Source organism: Actinomadura sp. K4S16 (assembly GCF_008327685.1).
Taxonomy (GTDB): domain Bacteria; phylum Actinomycetota; class Actinomycetes; order Streptosporangiales; family Streptosporangiaceae; genus Spirillospora.
In genome coordinates this window covers 1,159,612-1,178,975 of sequence record NZ_BDDE01000010.1, presented here as the reverse complement: position 1 = coordinate 1,178,975, position 19,364 = coordinate 1,159,612, and the positions used below count along the sequence as shown (strand labels likewise).

Here is a 19,364-nt window from a genome sequence, read left to right as displayed (position 1 = left end):
CCGGACCGGCGTGCCTAGAATGCGCGCGGTCAACCGAGCGCTTGGTCAAAAGGTGGTGGTATGTCCTATCTCGTCGGCCAGTGGGGCACCGGGTCCGTCGGCAGGTCGGCGCTCGGAGCGCTGCTCGGGCACCCGGACCTCGAACTGGCCGGGGTCGTCGCCACCGACCCCCGGCACGCCGGCGTCGACGCGGCCGAGCTGGCCGGAAGCGGCCGCCCCGCCGGGATCCGCGCCACCGAGGACCCGGCGGCGCTCCTGGCCCGGCGCCCCCACGTCGTCTGCCACACGGCCTCCCGCGCCCGGGACGTGGCCGGGGAGCTGTGCCGCATCCTGGAGGCGGGCACCGGCGTGGTGTCGGACGCCCTGCCCTCGCTGGTCCATCCACCCTCCGCCGATCGGGCCCTCGTGCGCCGGCTGCGGTCCGCCTGCGCGACCGGCGGCGCCGCCTGCCTCACCCTCGCGCCCGGCCCGGTGGACGACGTGCTCCCGCTGCTGCTGAGCGGCGGCTGCCGCCGCGTGCACGGCGTCACGATCACCCGGTTCACCTGCGGGGACGACCCTGAGGCCGGCGACCGGTTCGGCTTTGGCGGCCCCCTCGGGCACCGTCCGCCGATCGTCCGGCCGGGCGGCCCGCGACGGACCTGGGGGCCGGTCGTGCGCCTCCTCGCCGAGCACCTGGCGGTGCCGCTGGACGACGTGCGCGAGACCTACGAGTCGTGCCCGGCGCCCGATGACGCCGGGCGCGTCGCCAAGGGGACCCTGGCCGGGCTGCGGTTCCAGGTGTCGGGACTGCTGCGCGGCCGTCCCGTGATCACCGTCGAGCACGTCGCCCGGCTGCGCGCGGACATCGCCCCGCACTGGCCCGCGCCGCCGTCCGGCGGGACGGAGGGCCACCGCGTCGAGATCGACGGCGAGCCGCCCTGGCGGATGGACCTCGCGGGGCCCGGCGCCGCCGAGTCCGCCGCGCTGCGCATGGCCAGCGCCGTGACCGCCGTGGCCGAGGCGCCGCCGGGCCTGCACACCCCGCTGACCCTGCCGGCGTTCACCGGCCGGCGCCGCCTCCGTTGAGCCACGCGGCGAGCAGGGTGCCGGTCTCCTCCCGGCGGTCGACGTAGAGCATGTGCCCGGCCTGGATCTCGCTGATCACGAGGCCGGGGCCGAGCGCTGCGCGCAGGTCGACCACGAACTCCGGCCGGACGAAGTCGGCCTCGGTCGCGATGACCAGGTGGGTGGGCATGTCAGCGGGCGGTGCGAGGTGGGGGCGGGCCATCTCCGAGTACGCGGTCACGGCGGCCGCGGGCTCGAACCGCCACCGCAGCCGCCCGTCCGGCCCGCGCTCCAGGTGCTCGGCGACCTCCTCGTCCACGGCCTCCGGGGGCGCCGCCGGCCAGCGCGCCGCCCGGTCGGCCCGCGCCTCGGCGGCGTCGGCGAAGGACGCCGGCGACAGGTGGGCGCGCGCCTCGCGGCCGGCCACCGCCGGGTCGAGGCCGATGGCCGGGTCCAGCAGCAGGAGGCGCCGCACCCGCCGCGGGGCGGTCCGCGCCAGATGCAGCGCGATCATCCCGCCGTAGGAGTGCCCGACGAGGTCGGCCCGCGCGACCCCCTCGGCGTCCATCACCGCCAGGACGTCGGCCACATGCCGCTCGACCGTCCACGGCGGCTCGTGCGTCGACCGCCCGTGGCCGCGCAGGTCGGGGGCGAGGACCGAGCGGTCCGGCAGGTACCGCTCGGCGGTCCGCCGCCAGCGCGCCCCGTGACCGCAGACCCCGTGGAGCATGACCACCGGCGCTCCGCCCGGGTCTCCGTACCGATGAACGTGCAGTACCGCGTCCGCCATGGCCTAAAGGGTAGGCGGGGCGGGGCCGCCGCGGACGGCCTTCACCGGTCACCGGCCCCGGACCAGGACCGTTCCCAGCGGACCGACGACAGGGCCAGCAGCGCCACATGGAGGGACACGCACGACTCCACGTCGTCGAGATCGGCGTCCAGGACCCGTTCGATGCGGCGGAGCCGCTCGTAGAAGGCGGGGCGGGACAGGTGCGCCTGCTGGGCGGCGACGGCCTTGTTCCGGCCGGACTCCAGGTAGAGCTCCAGGATGCGGGTGAGGTCGCTGCCGCGCTGGGCGTCGTACTCCAGGAGCGGGCCGAGCTCGCGCTCGACGAAGGTCTGCACGCGGACGTCGTCGCGGAGGAGGTGCAGCAGCCCGCGCAGGCGCAGGTCGGGCAGGCGGTAGAAGAGGCGGGCCCCGGAGCCGCGCGCCGCGACGTCGGCGACCTGCTCGGCCTCCAGGAAGGAGCGGCGGACGTCGCGGATCGTCTCCACCACCGAGCCGGCGGCCATGACGGTGTCGCCGGACTGCTCGCGGATCCGGGTGGCGACCTCGGTGAGGGCGGTCTCCACGTCGGCGCGGGCGGGCAGGGAGGCCAGCACGCCGACGCGGGCCTGCGGGCCGCCCTCGTCCAGGACGCCGACGAGCGCGGCGAGGCGCGCGTCCTTGCAGGCGGACGCGGCCGTCTCGGCGAGCTGCGACAGCTCTCCTACGGGCGGGGCGGTCCGCGTCAGGGCGGGGCCGCGGTGCCGGAGCACCGCGCCGAGCAGCCGGCGGCCGGACAGCGGGACCCCGAGGGCGCGGGCGCGGGCCGCCGCCTCCTGCGGGTCGGAGTAGGCGTGCGCGAGGATGCGGGCGATGATCGTCCCGTGCGCCTGGCGCTCGACGCTCTCGGCGTGCCGGTCGAGGAGCCGGCCGAGGGCGAGGGTGGTGGCGGCCCGCTCGATCAGCACGGTCTCGCGCGGGGTCGGCGGCGAGCCGAGGTCGATGATGAGCCGGCCCCAGTCCTCCCCCCGCGCGCCGACCATGGTGACCAGCCAGCCGGACGCCTCGTCGTAGCCGGTGCGGCGGCCGGGCCGGACGGCCCGCGACCGGGTCTCCCACGCCGACAGCAGCTCGGCCGGGTCGGCGCCGCCGGCGTCCGCGGCGAGGACCTGGTGGGCGAGGTTCTCCAGCACCACCGGGTGCCCGCCGAGCGCCGCCACCTGCCGGACGACCTCGTCGGTGGAGGCCCCCTCGACCGACAGCTGGGTGAAGATCTCGTGCAGCTGCTCGGAGGCGCGCAGCTCGGCGAACTGCTCCTGGACGATCCGGGCGTGCACCGACTCGGTGATGTCGACGAACGCGGGCTCGTGCGCCAGCACGATCACCGGCAGGCCGAACTCCTCGGCCGCGGCGATCAGGGCGGGCGGCAGCACGCTGGCGTAGCGCCGGCCCAGCTCGATCATCAGACCGCTGACGCCGACCTCGGCGAGGTCGGCGATGTAGGCGCGCAGCCGCTCCGGCTCGTCCGGCAGCGCGATCCCGGTGGTGAGGACGAGCTCGCCGCCGTGCAGCAGGTGCGCGATGTCGGTGACCTCGGCGACGTGCACCCAGCGGACCCGGTTGCCGGTGCGGTCCGCGCCCGCGACGACGTGCGGCTGGCCGCGGCGCACCGCGTCGAGCTGGAGGACGTCGTCGACAGTGGGCAGCATCACCGGCGATGATATCCGGACAGGGTGTCAGCAGCGCTGATGCCAGGGTGTCAGCCGCCAGCAGACCGTTAAGCGGAGCCCCGCGGTCCTGACACTCTGCGGGTGGCCGCGGCCGCCCGCGGGAAACCAGACTTGGGGCATGTCGGAACACGCGAACCTGCTCCGGCGCCACCGGGCGGTCATGCCGTCCTGGATGGCGCTCAACTACCGGGACCCCATCGAGATCGTCGGCGGCAAGGGCAACCGCGTGACCGACGCCGAGGGCAACACTTACCTCGACTTCTTCATCGGCATCCTGACGAACATGCTCGGGTACGACGTGCCCGAGGTCCGGGACGCGGTCGAGCGCCAGCTCGCCACCGGCGTGGTGCACACCTCCACCGCCTACCTGCTGCGCAGCCAGATCGAGCTGGCCGAGAAGATCGCCCGCCTGTCGGGCATCCCGGACGCGAAGGTGTTCTTCACCAACTCCGGGACCGAGGCCAACGAGACGGCGCTGCTGCTGGCCGCCTACGCGCGGCGCAGCAACCAGGTCCTCGCGATGCGGCAGAGCTACCACGGCCGGTCGTTCGCCGCGACGGGCGTCACCGGGAACCGCGGCTGGACGAACCTGCCGTACTCCCCGCTGGACGTCCACTTCCTGCACGGCGCCGACCGGCGGCTCCCGCAGTTCGCCGGGATGTCGGACGAGCAGTACATCGACGCGTGCACGCAGGACCTGCGGCACGTGCTCGCCACCGCGACCGGCGGCGACGTCGCCGCGCTCATCGCCGAGCCGATCCAGGGCGTGGGCGGCTTCACGATGCCGCCGGACGGCCTGTTCGCGGCCTACAAGCGCGTCCTCGACGAGCACGGGATCCTGTTCATCTCGGACGAGGTGCAGACGGGGTGGGGGCGGACGGGCCAGGGCTTCTGGGGGATCGACAACCACGGCGTGACCCCGGACGTGATGACGTTCGCCAAGGGCCTCGGGAACGGCTTCGCGGTCGGCGGCGTCGTCGCGCGCGGCGACCTCATGGACGGCCTCCACGCGGTCGGCATCTCCACGTTCGGCGGCAACCCGGTGTCGATGGCCGCCGCGAACGCCACGCTCGACTACGTCCTCGACCACGACCTGCGGGCCAACGCGGCCCGGCAGGGAGCGAAGATCATCGGGGGCCTGTCGGCGGCGGCCGGCCGGTTCCCGATCGTCGCGGACGTGCGGGGCAAGGGGCTGATGTTCGCGGTCGAGCTCGCCGATCCGGAGACCGGGGAGCCGAGCCCGCCGCTGGCCGCCGCGCTGATGGAGGCGGCCCGCGAGCGGGGGCTGCTGGTCGGCAAGGGCGGCCTGTACGGCAACGTGGTGCGCATGGCACCGCCGCTGACCCTGACCGGTGACGAGGCCGAGGAGGGCCTCGGCATCCTGGTCGCATCGCTGGAGGACGTGAACGGGACCGCCGTCGCCGCAGGGCGCGGCTCGTCCCCTCACCGGGAGGACGCATGACCAAGCATGTGACGCACTGGATCGGCGGGAAGCCGTTCGCCGGGGAGGGCGACCGGTGGGGCGAGATCTACGAGCCCGCGTCCGGCCGCGTGGCCGGGAGGGTCGGCCTCGCCGGGGACCGGGAGGTCGACGCGGCCGTGGCCGCCGCGAAGGCCGCCTTCCCCGCATGGCGGGACGCCTCGCTCTCGCAGCGCACGAAGGTGCTGTTCCGCTTCCGCGAGCTGGTCGACGCGCACCGCGCGGAGCTGGCGCGGCTGATCTCCGCCGAGCACGGCAAGGTGGTCTCCGACGCGGCCGGCGAGGTCGCCCGCGGACTGGAGGTCGTCGAGTTCGCCTGCGGCATCCCGCACCTGCTCAAGGGCGGGTTCTCCGAGAACGTCTCCTCGCGGGTGGACGCCTACTCGATCCTCCAGCCGGTCGGCGTGGCCGCCGGGATCACCCCGTTCAACTTCCCGGCGATGGTGCCGATGTGGATGTTCCCGGTCGCGATCGCGTGCGGGAACACGTTCGTGCTCAAGCCGTCCGAGAAGGACCCGTCGGCGTCGGTCCGGCTCGCGGAGCTGTGGGCCGAGGCGGGGCTGCCGGACGGCGTGTTCAACGTCGTCCACGGTGACAAGGCGGCGGTGGATGGACTGCTGCGCCATCCGGACGTGCGGGCCGTCAGCTTCGTCGGCTCCACTCCGATCGCCCGCTACATCTACGGGACGGCGGCGGCGAACGGCAAGCGGGTGCAGGCGCTCGGCGGCGCCAAGAACCACATGCTCGTGCTGCCGGACGCCGACCTCGACCTCGCGGCGGACGCCGCGGTGTCGGCCGGCTTCGGCTCGGCGGGGGAGCGGTGCATGGCGATCTCCGTCGTGGTCGCCGTGGACCCGGTCGGGGACGAGCTGACGGCCAGGATCAGGGAGCGCGTCGCCGGCCTCAAGATCGGCCCTGGCGACCACCCCGAGGCGCAGATGGGGCCGCTCGTCACGAAGGCGCACCGGGACAAGGTGGCCTCCTACCTGGACGGCGCCGTCGCCCAGGGCGCCACGCTCGCCGTCGACGGGCGCGACCCGGAGGTCCTTGGCGGCGCCGGCGGCGGGTTCTGGCTCGGCCCGGCCGTGCTCGACCACGTCACCCCGGACATGGACGCCTACAAGGACGAGATCTTCGGGCCGGTGCTGTCGGTCGTGCGGGCCGGCTCCTACGACGCGGCCATGGAGCTGATCTCCGCCAACCCGTACGGCAACGGGACCGCGATCTTCACCAACGACGGCGGGGCCGCGCGCCGCTTCCAGAACGAGGTGGAGGTCGGCATGGTCGGCGTGAACGTGCCGATCCCCGTGCCGATGGCCTACTACTCCTTCGGCGGGTGGAAGGACTCGCTGTTCGGCGACAGCCACGCCCACGGCATGGAGGGCGTGCACTTCTACACCCGGACGAAGGCCGTCACCGCCCGCTGGCTCGACCCGTCCCACGGCGGGGTGAACCTCGGCTTCCCCACGAGCGGCTGAGGAGCGGAGCGGGAATTACCTACCGAGCGCGTTTTACCGTTGTCAATTTCCGTCCGGGACGGCCGGGTGAATAATGGCTCCACCCCATTGACGGGGTCTGTGTCCGGCGACACAATCTGACTGTCTCCATTAATTGGGGAGAATTCAAAAGTCAGGGTCGGCAGTCAGAAACCCGTGGTCTCCGGGCCGCGGGCCGGTGGAGCCGGACGTGCAGGAGAGCCGCGCTATGACCGCAGGCGACCACGCCGCCGAGGTGGACGCCCTCGGAAGGCGATTCCCGGGCTGGACCATTTGGTTCGGCCTCTTCACCGGCCATTGGTGGGCGCTGCCGCCCAAGGACCGCGACGTCGGCGACTTCCTCGAGGCCGACACCCCGCAGCGGCTCATCGCGCGGATCGAGGTGGTCGCGGGCGCCGCGCCGACACGGCGGCCGGCCGGCGGGCCGGCGCCTCCGGGCGGCCGCGCGCGGCCGCCCCGCGACACCCGGCAGGACGTGCGGCGTCCCTCGAACCTCCTCCGTCTCGAGGGCGTCACACCGCCGCCGTCAGGCCGGGTACCGGTGATCGCGTGGCCGGGCGGCACCCCACGGTGATCCGCTGTTCCCCACCCCCCGCCACGCCCACCGGTGCCGCCGCGGCCCCGGGCAGGACGCCGGCCCGCGCCATATCCTCTCCAGCAACCTCCGTGTATGGCGCGGACGCCAGCACCCGTCGTCCCCCGGGGCCCCGGTGGTCTCCCGCTCACCGGCTCGGCCGGAATACGCATTGAAGAGTGCGGAAATGGTCATGGTGTTCTCACCTTCCGGAAAGTAGACCGGTCGGCGAAAGAGTCGCGATCTTCGGTAATTCCGGCCATGGAGGCCCCGGGTCGGCGGGAAAGTTCCGCCAGAGCGCCGATCACGTCGTCCGTATCCGCGACGACGCGCGCAATGGCGGCCGGAGGCGCCGAGAGGCGGCGCGCGGCGCCGGGGCGGATGCGTCCGGCCGTGCCGGAGACGCTACGCTGCGCCGACGGGCCCGTTCACGAGGGGGAGGGCCCTGGCACGGATCGGGAGCGACATGCGGCTGACGGCCACGGCACGGGTCAAGGCGGCGACGGCCCTGGCGGCGGCCGCGGCGCTCGCCGCCGCGGCGCTCGGCGGCTGCAGCGGCGGGGACGACAAGCCCGTCGGCGTCGCCAAGGTGATGAGCACCCTCGGCCCCGGCGAGGGGGCCCTGAACCTCCTCACGCTGCCCGGCTCGGTGGAGAGCGGCGCCACCGACCCGCGCGTGGACTGGGTCACCCCCTTCCAGGAGCGCACCGGCTGCAAGATCGGGATGAAGGTCGTCAAGACGCCCGAGGAGATGGCCGACCTCATGCGCGACGGGAACCGCCGCTACGACGGCGTCGCCGCGCCGCCGGAGGTCGCCGGGCGGCTGGTCGAGGAGAACCAGGTCGTCCCGATCAACCCCGACCTCGTGGACGGCTACAAGAAGCTCGAACCGAAGCTGCGCAAGCTCCTGGAACGCGACGGCAAGCACTACGGCCTTCCGTACGTGTGGGGCTCCAACCTGCTGATGTACGACACCCGGACCGTCCCGCCGCCGGCGGGCTGGGCCGCGCTGTTCGACCCCGCCCAGGCCCGCCGCTACGCCGGGAGGATCGTCATGCGGGACAGCCCGCTCGCGATCGCCGAGGCCGCGCTCTACCTCAAGGGCAGGCAGCGCAAGCTCAAGATCCGCGACCCGTACTCGCTGACGCCGGCGCAGCTCGCCGCCGCCGGCCGGGTCCTGGCCGCGCAGCGCCCGTTCGTGGGGGAGTACTGGGACCGTCCGGCCGACGCCGTCAGCGCGTTCGCCGGAGGTCGGGCGGTGCTCGGCCAGGCGTGGCCCTACCACCTGGACGTGCTGAACCGCGCGTCCCGGCCCGTCCAGGGCGTCATCCCGGCCGAGGGCGCGACCGGATGGATGGACGCGTGGATGATCGGCGCCCGCGCGGAGCACCCCAACTGCATGTACCAGTGGCTCCAGTGGACGGCCTCGCCGGACGTCCAGCAGCAGGTCGCCGAGTGGACCGGGGTCGCGCCCGCCAACCCGCAGGCGTGCTCGGGCGACCGCCTCAAGTCAGGGTTCTGCGCCGCCTACCACGTCGGCGACCGCGGCTACCTGGGAAAGATCATCTTTGCGCACGCGCCGTCGAAGGCGTGCGGCGGCGGGTCTGACAAGAAGGACTGCACGGACTACGCCGAGTGGACGCGGACCTGGATCCAGGCCACCAAGGCCTGAGGTCCGCCGGAGAGTCTCTCCGGCGTGCCCGACCGCCCCCAGTCGGGCACGCCTGACGGGTGGTCCCGGACTTCCCCCCGAAACGCCCGGGTCACCCTCTCCCTGGAGAGATCTCCATGACAGCGGCGCCGTGCGCCGCCGTCCGCGCCGGTGGCGGCTCCTCCACCGCCGGCCCGGCGCCCGTGAGCGGCTCCCGGGGGCCCCGCCGTGCGCGGGGTACCGGCGGGGCGGGTGCGCAGTCGTCGCACGCGAACACCCCGGACGAGTCCGGCAGGCGGCCGACGCGGACGCGCGGCCGGGGCCACCTCTTGCGGCAGACGACGCAGGCGTCGCCCAGGCGCTGGGCTGTGCTCAACCCCCGCGGGTCGACGACCCGCTCGCCCGTTTGGCCCATGTCTCCATCCCCCCGGTGGGAGTCGCCATCACGTGTCTCCTTTATAGGCGGGGGAGCGTGTTGTGGCTGTTACGGAAGGTGAAAAGGGCGGCAAAGCCTTACGTGTCGCCCCGCCGTCCGCGAGCCACCGGGGCTATGCGCGGCGCCGAGGCACGCGTCGACGCCCCGGCCGCGGGGCCGCCGGCCAGGCTATGCGGACCCCGACCGGGCGCTTTGCCCGCCTTTGGAGGGTGGTTGCGTACAAAGGAGGCATGTCGGCCAGGAACGTCGATGATCGGCGAGTCCGGCCGCACAGGCCCCGCCCCCTTCGGGCGCGTGTGATGTCGGCGCCGTTCACCGCACTCGGCTCCCTGCTGGTGGCCGCGATAGCCTTGGCGGCCGCCGCCCTTCACGTGCTCGCCGGCGTCGGCCGCCCAGGGGTGCTCGCGGCCGTCATGGCCGGGCTCGCGGCGGTGGCCGTCGGGTCGGCCCGGTGGGGGGTCGCGCACTCCGCGCGCGGGTCGCTCCGCCCGGTGGAGCGGCTCCGGCGGGAGCTGGACAGGCTCACCGAGGACGGCGCGAGCGGCCGCGTCGCCGTCCCGGCGACCGGCGACGAGATCGAGCGCCTGGCCGAGCGCGTCAACGAGCTGCTCGGCCGCCTGGAACGCGCGGTCCTGCAGCGGCGCGCGTTCGTCTCCGACGCCTCGCACGAGCTGCGCACGCCGATCGCCGGGCTGCGCACCCGCATCGAACTGGCCCTCTCCGCCCCCGACGACGGCGAAGCCGCGGACACCCTGCGGCAGTCGCTCGCCGACATCGACCGGCTGCACCGCATCGTCGAGGACCTCCTCGTCCTCGCCCGCATCGACTCCGGCGACCTCCCCGTCCGGGAGCCCGTCGACCTCGGGGCGCTGGTCGAGGCGGAGGCGGCGCGCCGCACCCCGCCGGTCCCGACGGTCGTCAAGGCCGAGCCGGGCCTCGTCGTCGCGGGCGACCGGCAGCGCCTCGCCCGTGCGGTGGGCAGCCTGCTCGCCAACGCCGAGCGCTACGCCGCCGCGCAGATCGAGGTCGAGGCGCGCGCGGACGGCGACGGGGCCGTCGTCGAGGTGCACGACGACGGCCCGGGCATCCCGCCCGCCGACCGGGACCGCGTCTTCGAGCGCTTCGCCCGGCTCGACCCCGCCCGCAGCCGCGACAAGGGCGGCAGCGGCCTCGGCCTGCCGATCGCGCGGGAGATCGCCCGGGCCCACGGCGGGACCGTGCGGGTCGCCGACGGCGCCTACGGCGCCCGCCTCGTGCTCCGGCTCCCGCTGGCCCGCTGACTCACCGGAACGCGGCGACGTTCTCCTCGGCCCACCGCGCGAACGACCTGGCCGGGCGCCCGAGCACCTTCTCCACGTCGGGGCTGACGCGCCGTTCGGCCGCGGTGGGCTCGCCCAGGATGTCCAGGGTGCCGTCCACGACCGGCGCGGGCATGAACGCCAGCATCTGCTCCCGGGCCTCCTCCCGGGTCTGCTCCGCGAACGCCACCGGCTCGCCCAGCGCCTCGCCGATCGCCCGGGCCCGCTCCCGCGGCGAGACCGGGGCGGGCCCGGTGAGCTCGTAGACGCGGTCCTCGTGTCCGTCCTCCCGCAGGACGGCGGCCGCGACCTCGGCGATGTCGGCCGGGTGGACGAACGGCAGCGCGACGTCGGCGAACGGCGCGGCGGCCGCACGGTGGGCGCGGATCGGCGCCGCCCACGCGAACGCGTTGCTGTCGAAGCCGCCCGGCCGCAGGATCGTCCAGCCGAGGCCCGACTCCCGCACGGCGTCCTCGAACGCCCTGAGGTGGCTGTGGCTGTGCGCCGTCGGGCGCGTTCCGGCGCCCTGCGACGACATCAGCACGACCCGCTCCACGCCCGCGGACTTCACGACGTCCAGGACGGCGCGCGGGTCCAGGTCCTCAGGCGAGCCGAGCAGGGGCCCGGCGATGAGCAGGAAGAGCGCGTCCGCTCCGTCCAGGACGGGCCGGAGGGTCTCCGGCTCGGCGAGGTCGGCCGCGCGGTGCGCGACGCCCTCGGGCAGATCGCCGGGATCGGTGCGCGACACCGCCAGCACCCGCTCGCCCGCCTCCGCCAGCGCCCGCACGAGCGGCCGTCCGACGTTCCCCGTGGCGCCCATGACAACGATCATTGCTTTCTCCTCCTGAGCTGCACTGGCGCCGCCGGAGGGCGGCGCCGTCGCGGTGCGACCCGGCGAAGCTAGCATCCTGGATATAGTAGGTACCTAGAAGAAAGTGACTACCCGGGAGGTCGCCATGGTGGACGCCAGGACCGAGGAGGCGCTCGACCCCGAGCTGGCCTGTCCGATCGCCCCGGTGGTCGACCTCGTCTTCAGCCGCTGGACGACGCCGATCCTCTGGACGCTGCACGAGTACGGGCGCCAGCGGTTCGTGGAGCTGCAGCGCCGCATCGGCACGATCACGCCGAAGGTGCTGACCCAGCGCCTCCGGCAGATGGAGCGCGACGGGCTCGTGGTCCGCACCTACCACCCGGAGGTGCCGCCGCGCGTCGAGTACGAGATCAGCGAGCTGGGGCGCAGCCTCGCGCCGCTCTTCGCGGCGCTCGCGGAGTGGTCCGCCGAGAACATGGAGAAGGTCGAGCGGGCGCGGCGCGCCCACGACGGGGACGGCGGCTGAGCGGCCCGCGCGGTCCCGGCGCGTCCGATGCCCGACAATGGACGCGTGATGCCTTCTTCAAGCCCCGACGCGGCCGCCCGCGAGCTGGTCGTCCTCGGCTCCACCGGATCGATCGGCACCCAGGCGCTCGACGTGGTCCGCCGCAATCCCGGCCGGTTCCGGGTGGCGGGGCTCGCGGCGGGCGGCGGGCGGGTCGAGCTGCTGGCCGAGCAGGCGCTGGAGTTCCGTCCCGACGTCGTCGCCGTGGCCAAGGCGTCCGCGGCACAGGATCTCCAGCTCGCCTTCTACGCCGAGGCCAAGCGGCGCGGCTACGCCTCCGGCGCCTACCCCATCCCCAAGATCGTGGCGGGCCCGGACGCGGTCGCCGAGGTCGCCGCCTGGCCGTGCGACGTGGTGCTGAACGGGGTGACCGGCGCGCTCGGCCTCGCCTCGACGCTGGCCGCGCTGGACGCGGGTCGCACGCTCGCCCTCGCCAACAAGGAGTCGCTCATCGTCGGGGGCCCCCTCGTGCAGGAGCGGGCGCGGCCGGGGCAGATCGTCCCCGTCGACTCCGAGCACTCGGCGCTCGCCCAGTGCCTGCGCGGCGGGCGGGCCGAGGAGGTGCGGCGGCTCGTGCTCACCGCGAGCGGCGGGCCCTTCCGCGGGCGCGGGCGCGACGAGCTGGCGGACGTCACCCCGGAGCAGGCGCTGAACCACCCGACCTGGGACATGGGCCCGGTCGTCACGATCAACTCCGCGACCCTGGTCAACAAGGGCCTGGAGGTCATCGAGGCGCACCTGCTCTTCGACATCCCGATGGACCGCATCGAGGTCATGGTGCACCCGCAGTCGTTCATCCACTCGATGGTCGAGTTCGTCGACGGCTCCACGCTGGCGCAGGCAAGCCCGCCCGACATGCGGCTGCCGATCGCGCTCGGGATGGACTGGCCCGACCGGGTGCCGGACGCCGCGCCCGGCGTCGACTGGACCATGGCGCACACCTGGGAGCTGTTCCCGCTCGACGACGAGGCGTTCCCGGCCGTCGCGCTGGCGCGCCGCGCCGGCGAGCTGGGCGGGACGGTCCCCGCCGTCTACAACGCCGCCAACGAGGAATGCGTGGACGCGTTCCGCGCGGAACGGCTCCCGTTCCTCGGGATAGTCGACACTGTCGCGCGGGTAATGGAGGAGCACGGTTCGGGCACCACCGGCGGCCTGACGCTCGACGACGTCCTCGCGGCGGACGCGTGGGCGCGGACCAGGGCCAGGGAGCTGACCGCAACCGCCTGACCCGGGGACCCGCCTCGGGAGGAACCCGGAGGGGCGATGGCCTTCTTCCTCGGCGCGGTGGCCTTCGTGGTGGCACTGCTGGTGTCGGTGATGCTCCACGAGGGCGGGCACCTGCTCACCGCCAAGCGGTTCGGGATGAAGGCCACGCAGTACTTCGTGGGGTTCGGCCCGACCCTGTGGTCCACCCGCCGGGGCGAGACCGAGTACGGCGTGAAGGCGATCCCGCTGGGCGGCTTCGTCAAGATCGTCGGCTACACGCCGCTGGAGGAGATCAGCCCGGCCGACCGGCCGCGCGCGTTCTACCGGCAGCCCGCCGGCCGCCGCGCCGTCGTCATCGCCGCCGGGGTGGTCGCCAACTTCGCCTTCGCGTTCCTGCTGCTGATGGCGATGGCCATGACGGTCGGGGTGCGGGAGTCCGGCACGGTGACCAGCACCGTCGACCAGGTGACGAGCTGCGTGCCCGCCTCGCTGTCCGGCGGCTGCGGCGGGGACCGGCCGCCCTCCCCGGCCGCGCGGGCCGGCCTGCGCCCGGGCGACCGCGTCGTCTCCTTCAACGGCACCCCGGTCTCCGACTGGAACGACCTCACCAGGGCGATCGACGCGGCGAAGCCGGGCCAGACCGTCACCGTGGTGGTCGCGCGTCCGGGCGCGGCGCGGCCGGTGGCGCTGCCGGTCACGCTCGCGGACGTGGACGGGCGGCCGTTCGTCGGCATGGCGGCGAAGGTCGTCGGCGCCGGGTACGAGCGGACCGGGCCGCTCAACGCGGCCGTGTTCGCCGGGCAGGGCATCGGCCGCACCCTCGCGGGCGTCGGGCGGGCCGCGGCGGACCTGCCGTCCGCCGTCCCGAAGCTTTTCTCGCCCGAGCGGGGGAGCACGCCCGGCGGCCAGGTCGGCAGCGTGGTCGGCGCGACCGAGGTGTCGGGGCAGATCTTCTCCTCGCAGAGCTCCGCCCGCGACAAGCTGACGCTGTACCTGTCGCTCGTCGTCTCGGTGAACATCTTCCTCGGCGCGCTCAACGTCCTGCCCCTGCTTCCGCTGGACGGCGGGCACCTCGCGGTCGTCGCCTACGAGCGGGCACGGGCGGGCGTGAACCGGGTCAGGGGGCGGCCGGATCCGGGCACGGTGGACATGACCCGGCTCATGCCCTTGACATACCTGGCCATCCTGCTGCTGGTGGGGTTCGGTGTGCTGCTGATCCTCGCCGACCTCCTCAACCCCCTCCGACTACCGGAATGACACACGATGTTTACCGAGTGTGGTCATATGGTCACACTGTTGGACGACGGGTGCCGTCAACTCAGCCGCGCGGGGCACCTAGGCTTTGTACGGGGCCGAAAACATGAGGAGAGGGATGAGCGTTTCACTGGGAATGCCGAGCGTCCGCGGCGATGGCGACGGGCAGGGGGCGCCCGATCCGATCGCGCCCCGCCGCAAGTCCCGGCAGATCATGGTCGGTGACGTACCGGTCGGCGGCGACGCCCCGGTGTCGGTGCAGTCGATGACCACCACCCTCACCGCCGACGTGAACGCCACGCTCCAGCAGATCGCGGAACTGACCGCGTCCGGATGCCAGATCGTCCGCGTCGCGGTGCCGTCGCAGGACGACGCCGAAGCGCTGCCGGCGATCGCGCGCAAGTCGCCGATCCCCGTCATCGCCGACATCCACTTCCAGCCGAAGTACGTGTTCGCGGCGATCGACGCGGGCTGCGCGGCCGTCCGGGTCAACCCGGGCAACATCAAGAAGTTCGACGACAAGGTCGGCGAGATCGCCCGCGCCGCCAAGGGCGCGGGCGTGCCGATCCGCATCGGGGTCAACGCCGGTTCGCTGGACAAGCGGCTGCTGGAGAAGTACGGCAAGGCCACCCCCGACGCGCTGGTGGAGTCGGCGCTGTGGGAGTGCTCGCTGTTCGAGGAGCACGACTTCCGCGACATCAAGATCTCGGTCAAGCACAACGACCCGGTCGTGATGATCGAGGCGTACCGCAAGCTCGCGGCGGCCTGCGACTACCCGCTGCACCTCGGCGTCACCGAGGCGGGCCCGGCGTTCCAGGGCACGATCAAGTCGGCCGTCGCGTTCGGCGCGCTGCTCGCGGAGGGCATCGGCGACACCATCCGGGTCTCGCTGTCCGCGCCGCCGGTCGAGGAGGTCAAGGTCGGCACGGCGATCCTGGAGTCGCTGGGGCTGCGCAAGCGCGGCCTGGAGATCGTCTCCTGCCCGTCCTGCGGCCGCGCGCAGGTGGACGTGTACTCGCTCGCCGAGCAGGTGACCGCCGGCCTGAAGGACTTCCCGGTCCCGCTGCGCGTCGCGGTGATGGGCTGCGTGGTGAACGGTCCCGGCGAGGCCCGCGAGGCCGACCTCGGCGTCGCGTCCGGCAACGGCAAGGGCCAGATCTTCGTCAAGGGACAGGTCGTCAAGACCGTCCCCGAGGCGCAGATCGTCGAGACCCTGATCGAGGAGGCGATGCGCATCGCCGACGAGATGGGCATCGAGATCGACGAGAACGGCGCGGTCTCCGGACCGGGCGCCGACGTGGTGGTCGGCTGACGAAGCGGCCTGCCGGCGGCGCGCCTGCCGGCCGGCGCCGCGGGCCGGCGCCGTAGCGAAACCCCAGAGCCCCGGGTCTGCGACCCGGGGCTTTCGCATGTCCGGAACCCGTGTCGCAGGCGGGCATCCGGGACCGGAACGTCCGCAGATATCACAGAGTTCCGCTGATCTTGTCACGATTCAGCATCCACTGTGATGGGCCCCTGTCGGGTCGGAAGTCGGAACCGCCACAATCTTCGCTCATTGACCCGTATGTCTGACTCAACCGAGAGTCGGCGCGATAGGGGGATATGTGAAGAGGACTGTTGTCGTGGCCGCGGTGGCCGGGCTCGGTCTCACCGGTCTCGCCGCCACAAGCGCGCAGGCCGCGAGCCCCTCCGCCGGAACGGCCGGAGGATTCAACCCCGCCGCGGCCCAGTGGCACGCCTGCCCCGCGGACTTCGTCCAGACGGTGCACGACTACTACGACGCGCTGTACCCGGTCTCCAAGATCGTGCAGTGCGCCGAGCTGTCGGTGCCGATGGACTACTCCAAGCCGAACGGCAAGAAGATCACGATCCAGCTCACCAAGACGCCCCACACCGGATCCGGTCCGGCCAAGGGCGACATCGTGGTCAACCCGGGCGGCCCGGGCGGCGGCGGCGCCCTGTTCGGACCTCGCGTGTTCGCGCAGAACTCCGCCCCGATGCGCGAGGCGTACAACGTCATCGGCTTCGACCCGCGCGGCGTCGGGATGAGCGTCCCGGCGCTCACCTGCGACCCGAACTACACCAACGCCCCGCGCCCGGACTACGGCACCGGCGACCGCAAGTCGGTCAGCACGTGGCTGAAGCTGTCCAAGGGCTACGCCGAGGCGTGCGGCAAGGCCGACACGACCGGGCTGCTGAACCACGTCAAGACGATCGACTCGGTCAACGACATGGAGTCGATCCGCAAGGCGCTGGGCAACGACAAGCTCGACTACTACGGCGCCTCGTACGGCACCTACCTCGGCTCCGCGTACGCGACCGTGTACCCGAAGCGCGTGGACAAGATGGTGCTGGACGGCAACGTCGGCCCGTCCGACGTCTGGTACGACGCCAACCTCAACCAGGACGTCGCCTTCGACAAGAACATCGAGTACTACTTCGGCTGGATCGCCAAGTACGACTCGGTGTACCACCTCGGCAGCACGCAGCGCCAGGTCCATGACTTCTTCTACGGCCTGCGAAACAAGCTCAAGTCGAACCCGGCCTACGCCACCTTCGACGGGCAGGAGTACGCCGTCGGCCCCGACGAGCTGACCGACGTCCTGCTCAACGCCGGCTACCGCCGCAGCCAGGCCATCTGGCACGGCTACGCCGCCGGGCTCGCCGCCTACAAGACCGGCGACACCTCCACCTTCGTCGGGACCTTCGGTTCCCCGACGTCCGGCGGTGCCGACGACAACGGCTACGTGATGTACGCCGCGACCGAGTGCACCGACGTGCAGTGGCCGCTGAGCTGGAAGAAGTGGCAGCGGGACAACGACCGTGTGAACCGCAAGCACCCGTTCATGACGTGGAGCAACGCCTGGTTCAACGCGCCGTGCCTGTTCTGGCCCGCCAAGGCCGGCAAGCCGGTGAACATCGGCCACACCCGCGACCTGCCGAACAACATCCTCATGTTCCAGTCGACCGCGGACGCGGCCACGCCGTACGCGGGCGCGCTGGAACTGCACCGCAGGCTCAAGGGCTCGCGCCTGGTCGTCCAGGACGGCGACCGCACGCACTGCATCGTGCACCGCGGCTCCGCCCAGGTGGACGCCTACTTCGACGCCTACTTCCTGCGGGGAGAGCGTCCGGCGGCGCGCACCGTCCACGTCCCGCAGCTCGGTGACCCGAAGCCGCCGTCCACGGCGACCGCGCGGACGCTGAGCGGCACGGGCTCGCTGAAGGCCGCGCAGCTGAAGTCCGACGTCATCCGCTGACGCCGGTCGCAGGTCATGCGGACCGGACCCCGGGGAGCGATCCCCGGGGTCCGGCATGGCCGGCCACACGCAGGAAATCCGCATTCCGCTACGCATCGGCGGCACCCCCCTCCGGCATGGCGCCGGCCCGGAGTCGCCGATCTGAGGGGGTCAAGTGAAAAGGATCGTTCTCGTCGCGACCGCTGCGGTCGTGGCGGCGGGCGGGGCGGGGTACGCCGTCTCCGCCAGCGCGGACACCGGGCGGTCCGGTGCCGCCAAGGTCGCGGCCACGGGCATCGACTGGGGCAAGTGCGAGGTCAGCGGCCCGAATGACCCGATGAACAAGGCGCAGTGCGCCCAGGTCGAGGTGCCCCTCGACTACAGCCGGCCCAACGGCCGCAAGATCTCCATCGCGGTGTCGCGCTTCAAGCACACCGACGACAAGAACTACCAGGGCACCCTGTTCGTGAACCCGGGCGGCCCGGGCGGCTCCGGCCTCCAGTACGCGCCGGCCCTCGCCCGCTGGATCGGCGGCACCGGGCACGCGGACGTCGCCGCCAAGTACGACATCATCGGCTTCGACCCGCGCGGCGTCGGCTCCAGCAAGCCCGCGCTGACCTGCGACCCGCACTTCTCCGACCCGATCCGGCCGGACTACGTCCCCTCCTCCGCCAAGGAGGAGAAGGCCTGGATCGCCAAGTCGAGGAAGTACGCGCAGGACTGCGCGAAGAAGTTCGGCTGGCTGCTGCCGCACATGCGCACCACCGACGCCGCGCGCGACGTCGACGCGATCCGCGCCGCGCTCGGCCAGGACAAGATCAGCTGGTACGGCTTCTCGTACGGCACCTACTTCGGCGCCACCTACGCCACGCTCTTCCCCAAGCGCGTGAACCGGATGGTGCTGGACGGCAACGTCAACCCGAAGACGGTCTGGTACGACGCCCAGCTGGAGCAGGACAAGGCCTTCGAGCACAACATGAAGGCCTGGTGGGCCTGGATGGCCAAGTACGACTCGCTCTACCACCTCGGCAAGACCGAGAAGGCGGTCGAGGCCAAGTACTACGCCGTCCGCGCCGCCGCGAAGAAGGCGCCGATCGGCGGCCAGATGGGGCCGGACGAGCTGGACGACACGGTGCTGTCCGCCGGCTACAACACGGGCTACTACATCCCGTTCGCGCAGGCGCTCTCGGCGTGGGTCAACGACAACGACGCCTCCGGCCTCCTCGACTGGATGAGCCCCGGCGGCGACGACAACGGCTTCGCCGTCTACAACGCCGTCCAGGCCGCCGACGCCCGGTGGCCGCGCAACTGGAGCAAGTGGCACCACGACGCCGCGAAGCTCTACCGGCAGGGCTACCGGTTCAACACCTGGAGCAACGTCTGGTTCAACGCCCCGATCGCCTTCTGGCCGTTCCAGGGCGGGCCGGAGTTCAAGCTGAAGGGCGCCAAGGGCCTTGCCGGGATGCTGCTCGTCCAGTCCACCCAGGACGCGGCCACCCCGGTCGCGGGCGGCCTGGAGATGCACAAGGTCTTCCCGTCCTCGCGCCTGGTGTTCGAGGTCGGCGGAAAGACCCACGCCAACACGCTCAACGGCAACGCGTGCCTGGACGACAAGGTCGCGGCGTACCTCGACACCGGCGCGCTGCCGGCGAGCCACCGCGGTCCGGACGCCTACTGCAAGGCCGTCCCGGTGCTGAACGACCCCGACCCGACGGCCATGACCGCGAAGGCCGCGCGGGCCTCCGCGGGCAAGGACCTTCCGGTCGGACGCCCGTAGCGTTCAGTGGCACAGCGTTCAGTGGCACAGCGCT

At 73.0% G+C, this 19,364-nt stretch carries 15 protein-coding genes; 12 read left to right on the top strand and 3 right to left on the bottom strand.

The window, feature by feature from the left end; genetic code table 11:
- The first annotated feature begins 60 nt into the window (after positions 1-60).
- Positions 61-1,068, top strand: a complete 1,008-nt coding sequence (locus tag K4S16_RS06235) for a dihydrodipicolinate reductase (RefSeq protein ID WP_149257766.1) — start codon at positions 61-63, stop codon at positions 1,066-1,068.
- On the opposite strand, the gene K4S16_RS06230 is transcribed toward K4S16_RS06235, so the two are convergent.
- Positions 1,043-1,837, bottom strand: coding sequence for an alpha/beta fold hydrolase (locus tag K4S16_RS06230; protein ID WP_149257765.1), 795 nt, complete (start codon positions 1,835-1,837; stop codon positions 1,043-1,045). The two genes, K4S16_RS06235 and K4S16_RS06230, sit on opposite strands and share 26 nt — an antisense overlap.
- Before the next feature lie 41 nt (positions 1,838-1,878).
- Entirely contained in the window at positions 1,879-3,522 is a 1,644-nt protein-coding gene (locus tag K4S16_RS06225) for a PucR family transcriptional regulator (protein ID WP_149257764.1), read from the bottom strand.
- A gap of 139 nt (positions 3,523-3,661) precedes the next feature.
- Between K4S16_RS06225 and K4S16_RS06220 the strand changes: the two genes are divergently transcribed.
- The 5 genes from K4S16_RS06220 (at position 3,662) to K4S16_RS06195 (ending at position 10,460) form a co-directional block, all read left to right on the top strand.
- On the top strand, positions 3,662-5,005 hold the full coding sequence (locus tag K4S16_RS06220) for an aspartate aminotransferase family protein (protein WP_149257763.1): 1,344 nt from the start codon (positions 3,662-3,664) through the stop codon (positions 5,003-5,005).
- Positions 5,002-6,501, top strand: coding sequence for a CoA-acylating methylmalonate-semialdehyde dehydrogenase (locus K4S16_RS06215; RefSeq protein ID WP_149257762.1), 1,500 nt, complete (start codon positions 5,002-5,004; stop codon positions 6,499-6,501). The genes K4S16_RS06220 and K4S16_RS06215 overlap by 4 nt, the downstream gene beginning before the upstream one ends.
- 226 nt (positions 6,502-6,727) lie before the next feature.
- Entirely contained in the window at positions 6,728-7,093 is a 366-nt protein-coding gene (locus K4S16_RS06210; protein ID WP_149257761.1) for a hypothetical protein, read from the top strand.
- 466 nt (positions 7,094-7,559) lie between these two features.
- Positions 7,560-8,765, top strand: coding sequence for an ABC transporter substrate-binding protein (locus K4S16_RS06205; RefSeq protein ID WP_149257760.1), 1,206 nt, complete (start codon positions 7,560-7,562; stop codon positions 8,763-8,765).
- 714 nt (positions 8,766-9,479) lie between these two features.
- Complete coding sequence (locus K4S16_RS06195; protein ID WP_160160855.1) at positions 9,480-10,460, top strand: cell wall metabolism sensor histidine kinase WalK; 981 nt, start codon at positions 9,480-9,482, stop codon at positions 10,458-10,460.
- A 1-nt stretch (position 10,461) separates the two neighbouring features.
- On the opposite strand, the gene K4S16_RS06190 is transcribed toward K4S16_RS06195, so the two are convergent.
- Complete coding sequence (locus K4S16_RS06190) at positions 10,462-11,310, bottom strand: NAD(P)H-binding protein (protein WP_149257757.1); 849 nt, start codon at positions 11,308-11,310, stop codon at positions 10,462-10,464.
- A 103-nt stretch (positions 11,311-11,413) separates the two neighbouring features.
- On the opposite strand from K4S16_RS06190, the gene K4S16_RS06185 reads away from it, so the two are divergent.
- The 6 genes from K4S16_RS06185 to K4S16_RS06160 all read left to right on the top strand — a co-directional run bounded on the left by K4S16_RS06185 (position 11,414) and on the right by K4S16_RS06160 (position 19,330).
- Entirely contained in the window at positions 11,414-11,815 is a 402-nt protein-coding gene (locus K4S16_RS06185) for a helix-turn-helix domain-containing protein (protein WP_235036598.1), read from the top strand.
- A gap of 48 nt (positions 11,816-11,863) precedes the next feature.
- The gene (gene dxr / locus K4S16_RS06180; protein WP_149257756.1) at positions 11,864-13,081 is read left to right on the top strand and encodes a 1-deoxy-D-xylulose-5-phosphate reductoisomerase; all 1,218 of its coding nucleotides are present in this window, start codon (positions 11,864-11,866) and stop codon (positions 13,079-13,081) included.
- Between the two features lie 36 nt (positions 13,082-13,117).
- Entirely contained in the window at positions 13,118-14,317 is a 1,200-nt protein-coding gene (locus tag K4S16_RS06175) for an RIP metalloprotease (RefSeq protein ID WP_149257755.1), read from the top strand.
- A gap of 115 nt (positions 14,318-14,432) precedes the next feature.
- On the top strand, positions 14,433-15,626 hold the full coding sequence (ispG, locus tag K4S16_RS06170; RefSeq protein ID WP_149257754.1) for a flavodoxin-dependent (E)-4-hydroxy-3-methylbut-2-enyl-diphosphate synthase: 1,194 nt from the start codon (positions 14,433-14,435) through the stop codon (positions 15,624-15,626).
- Positions 15,627-15,918: 292 nt separating this feature from the next.
- Positions 15,919-17,574, top strand: a complete 1,656-nt coding sequence (locus K4S16_RS06165) for an alpha/beta hydrolase (protein WP_149257753.1) — start codon at positions 15,919-15,921, stop codon at positions 17,572-17,574.
- Between the two features lie 154 nt (positions 17,575-17,728).
- Complete coding sequence (locus K4S16_RS06160; RefSeq protein WP_235036597.1) at positions 17,729-19,330, top strand: alpha/beta hydrolase; 1,602 nt, start codon at positions 17,729-17,731, stop codon at positions 19,328-19,330.
- Positions 19,331-19,364 lie beyond the last annotated feature (34 nt).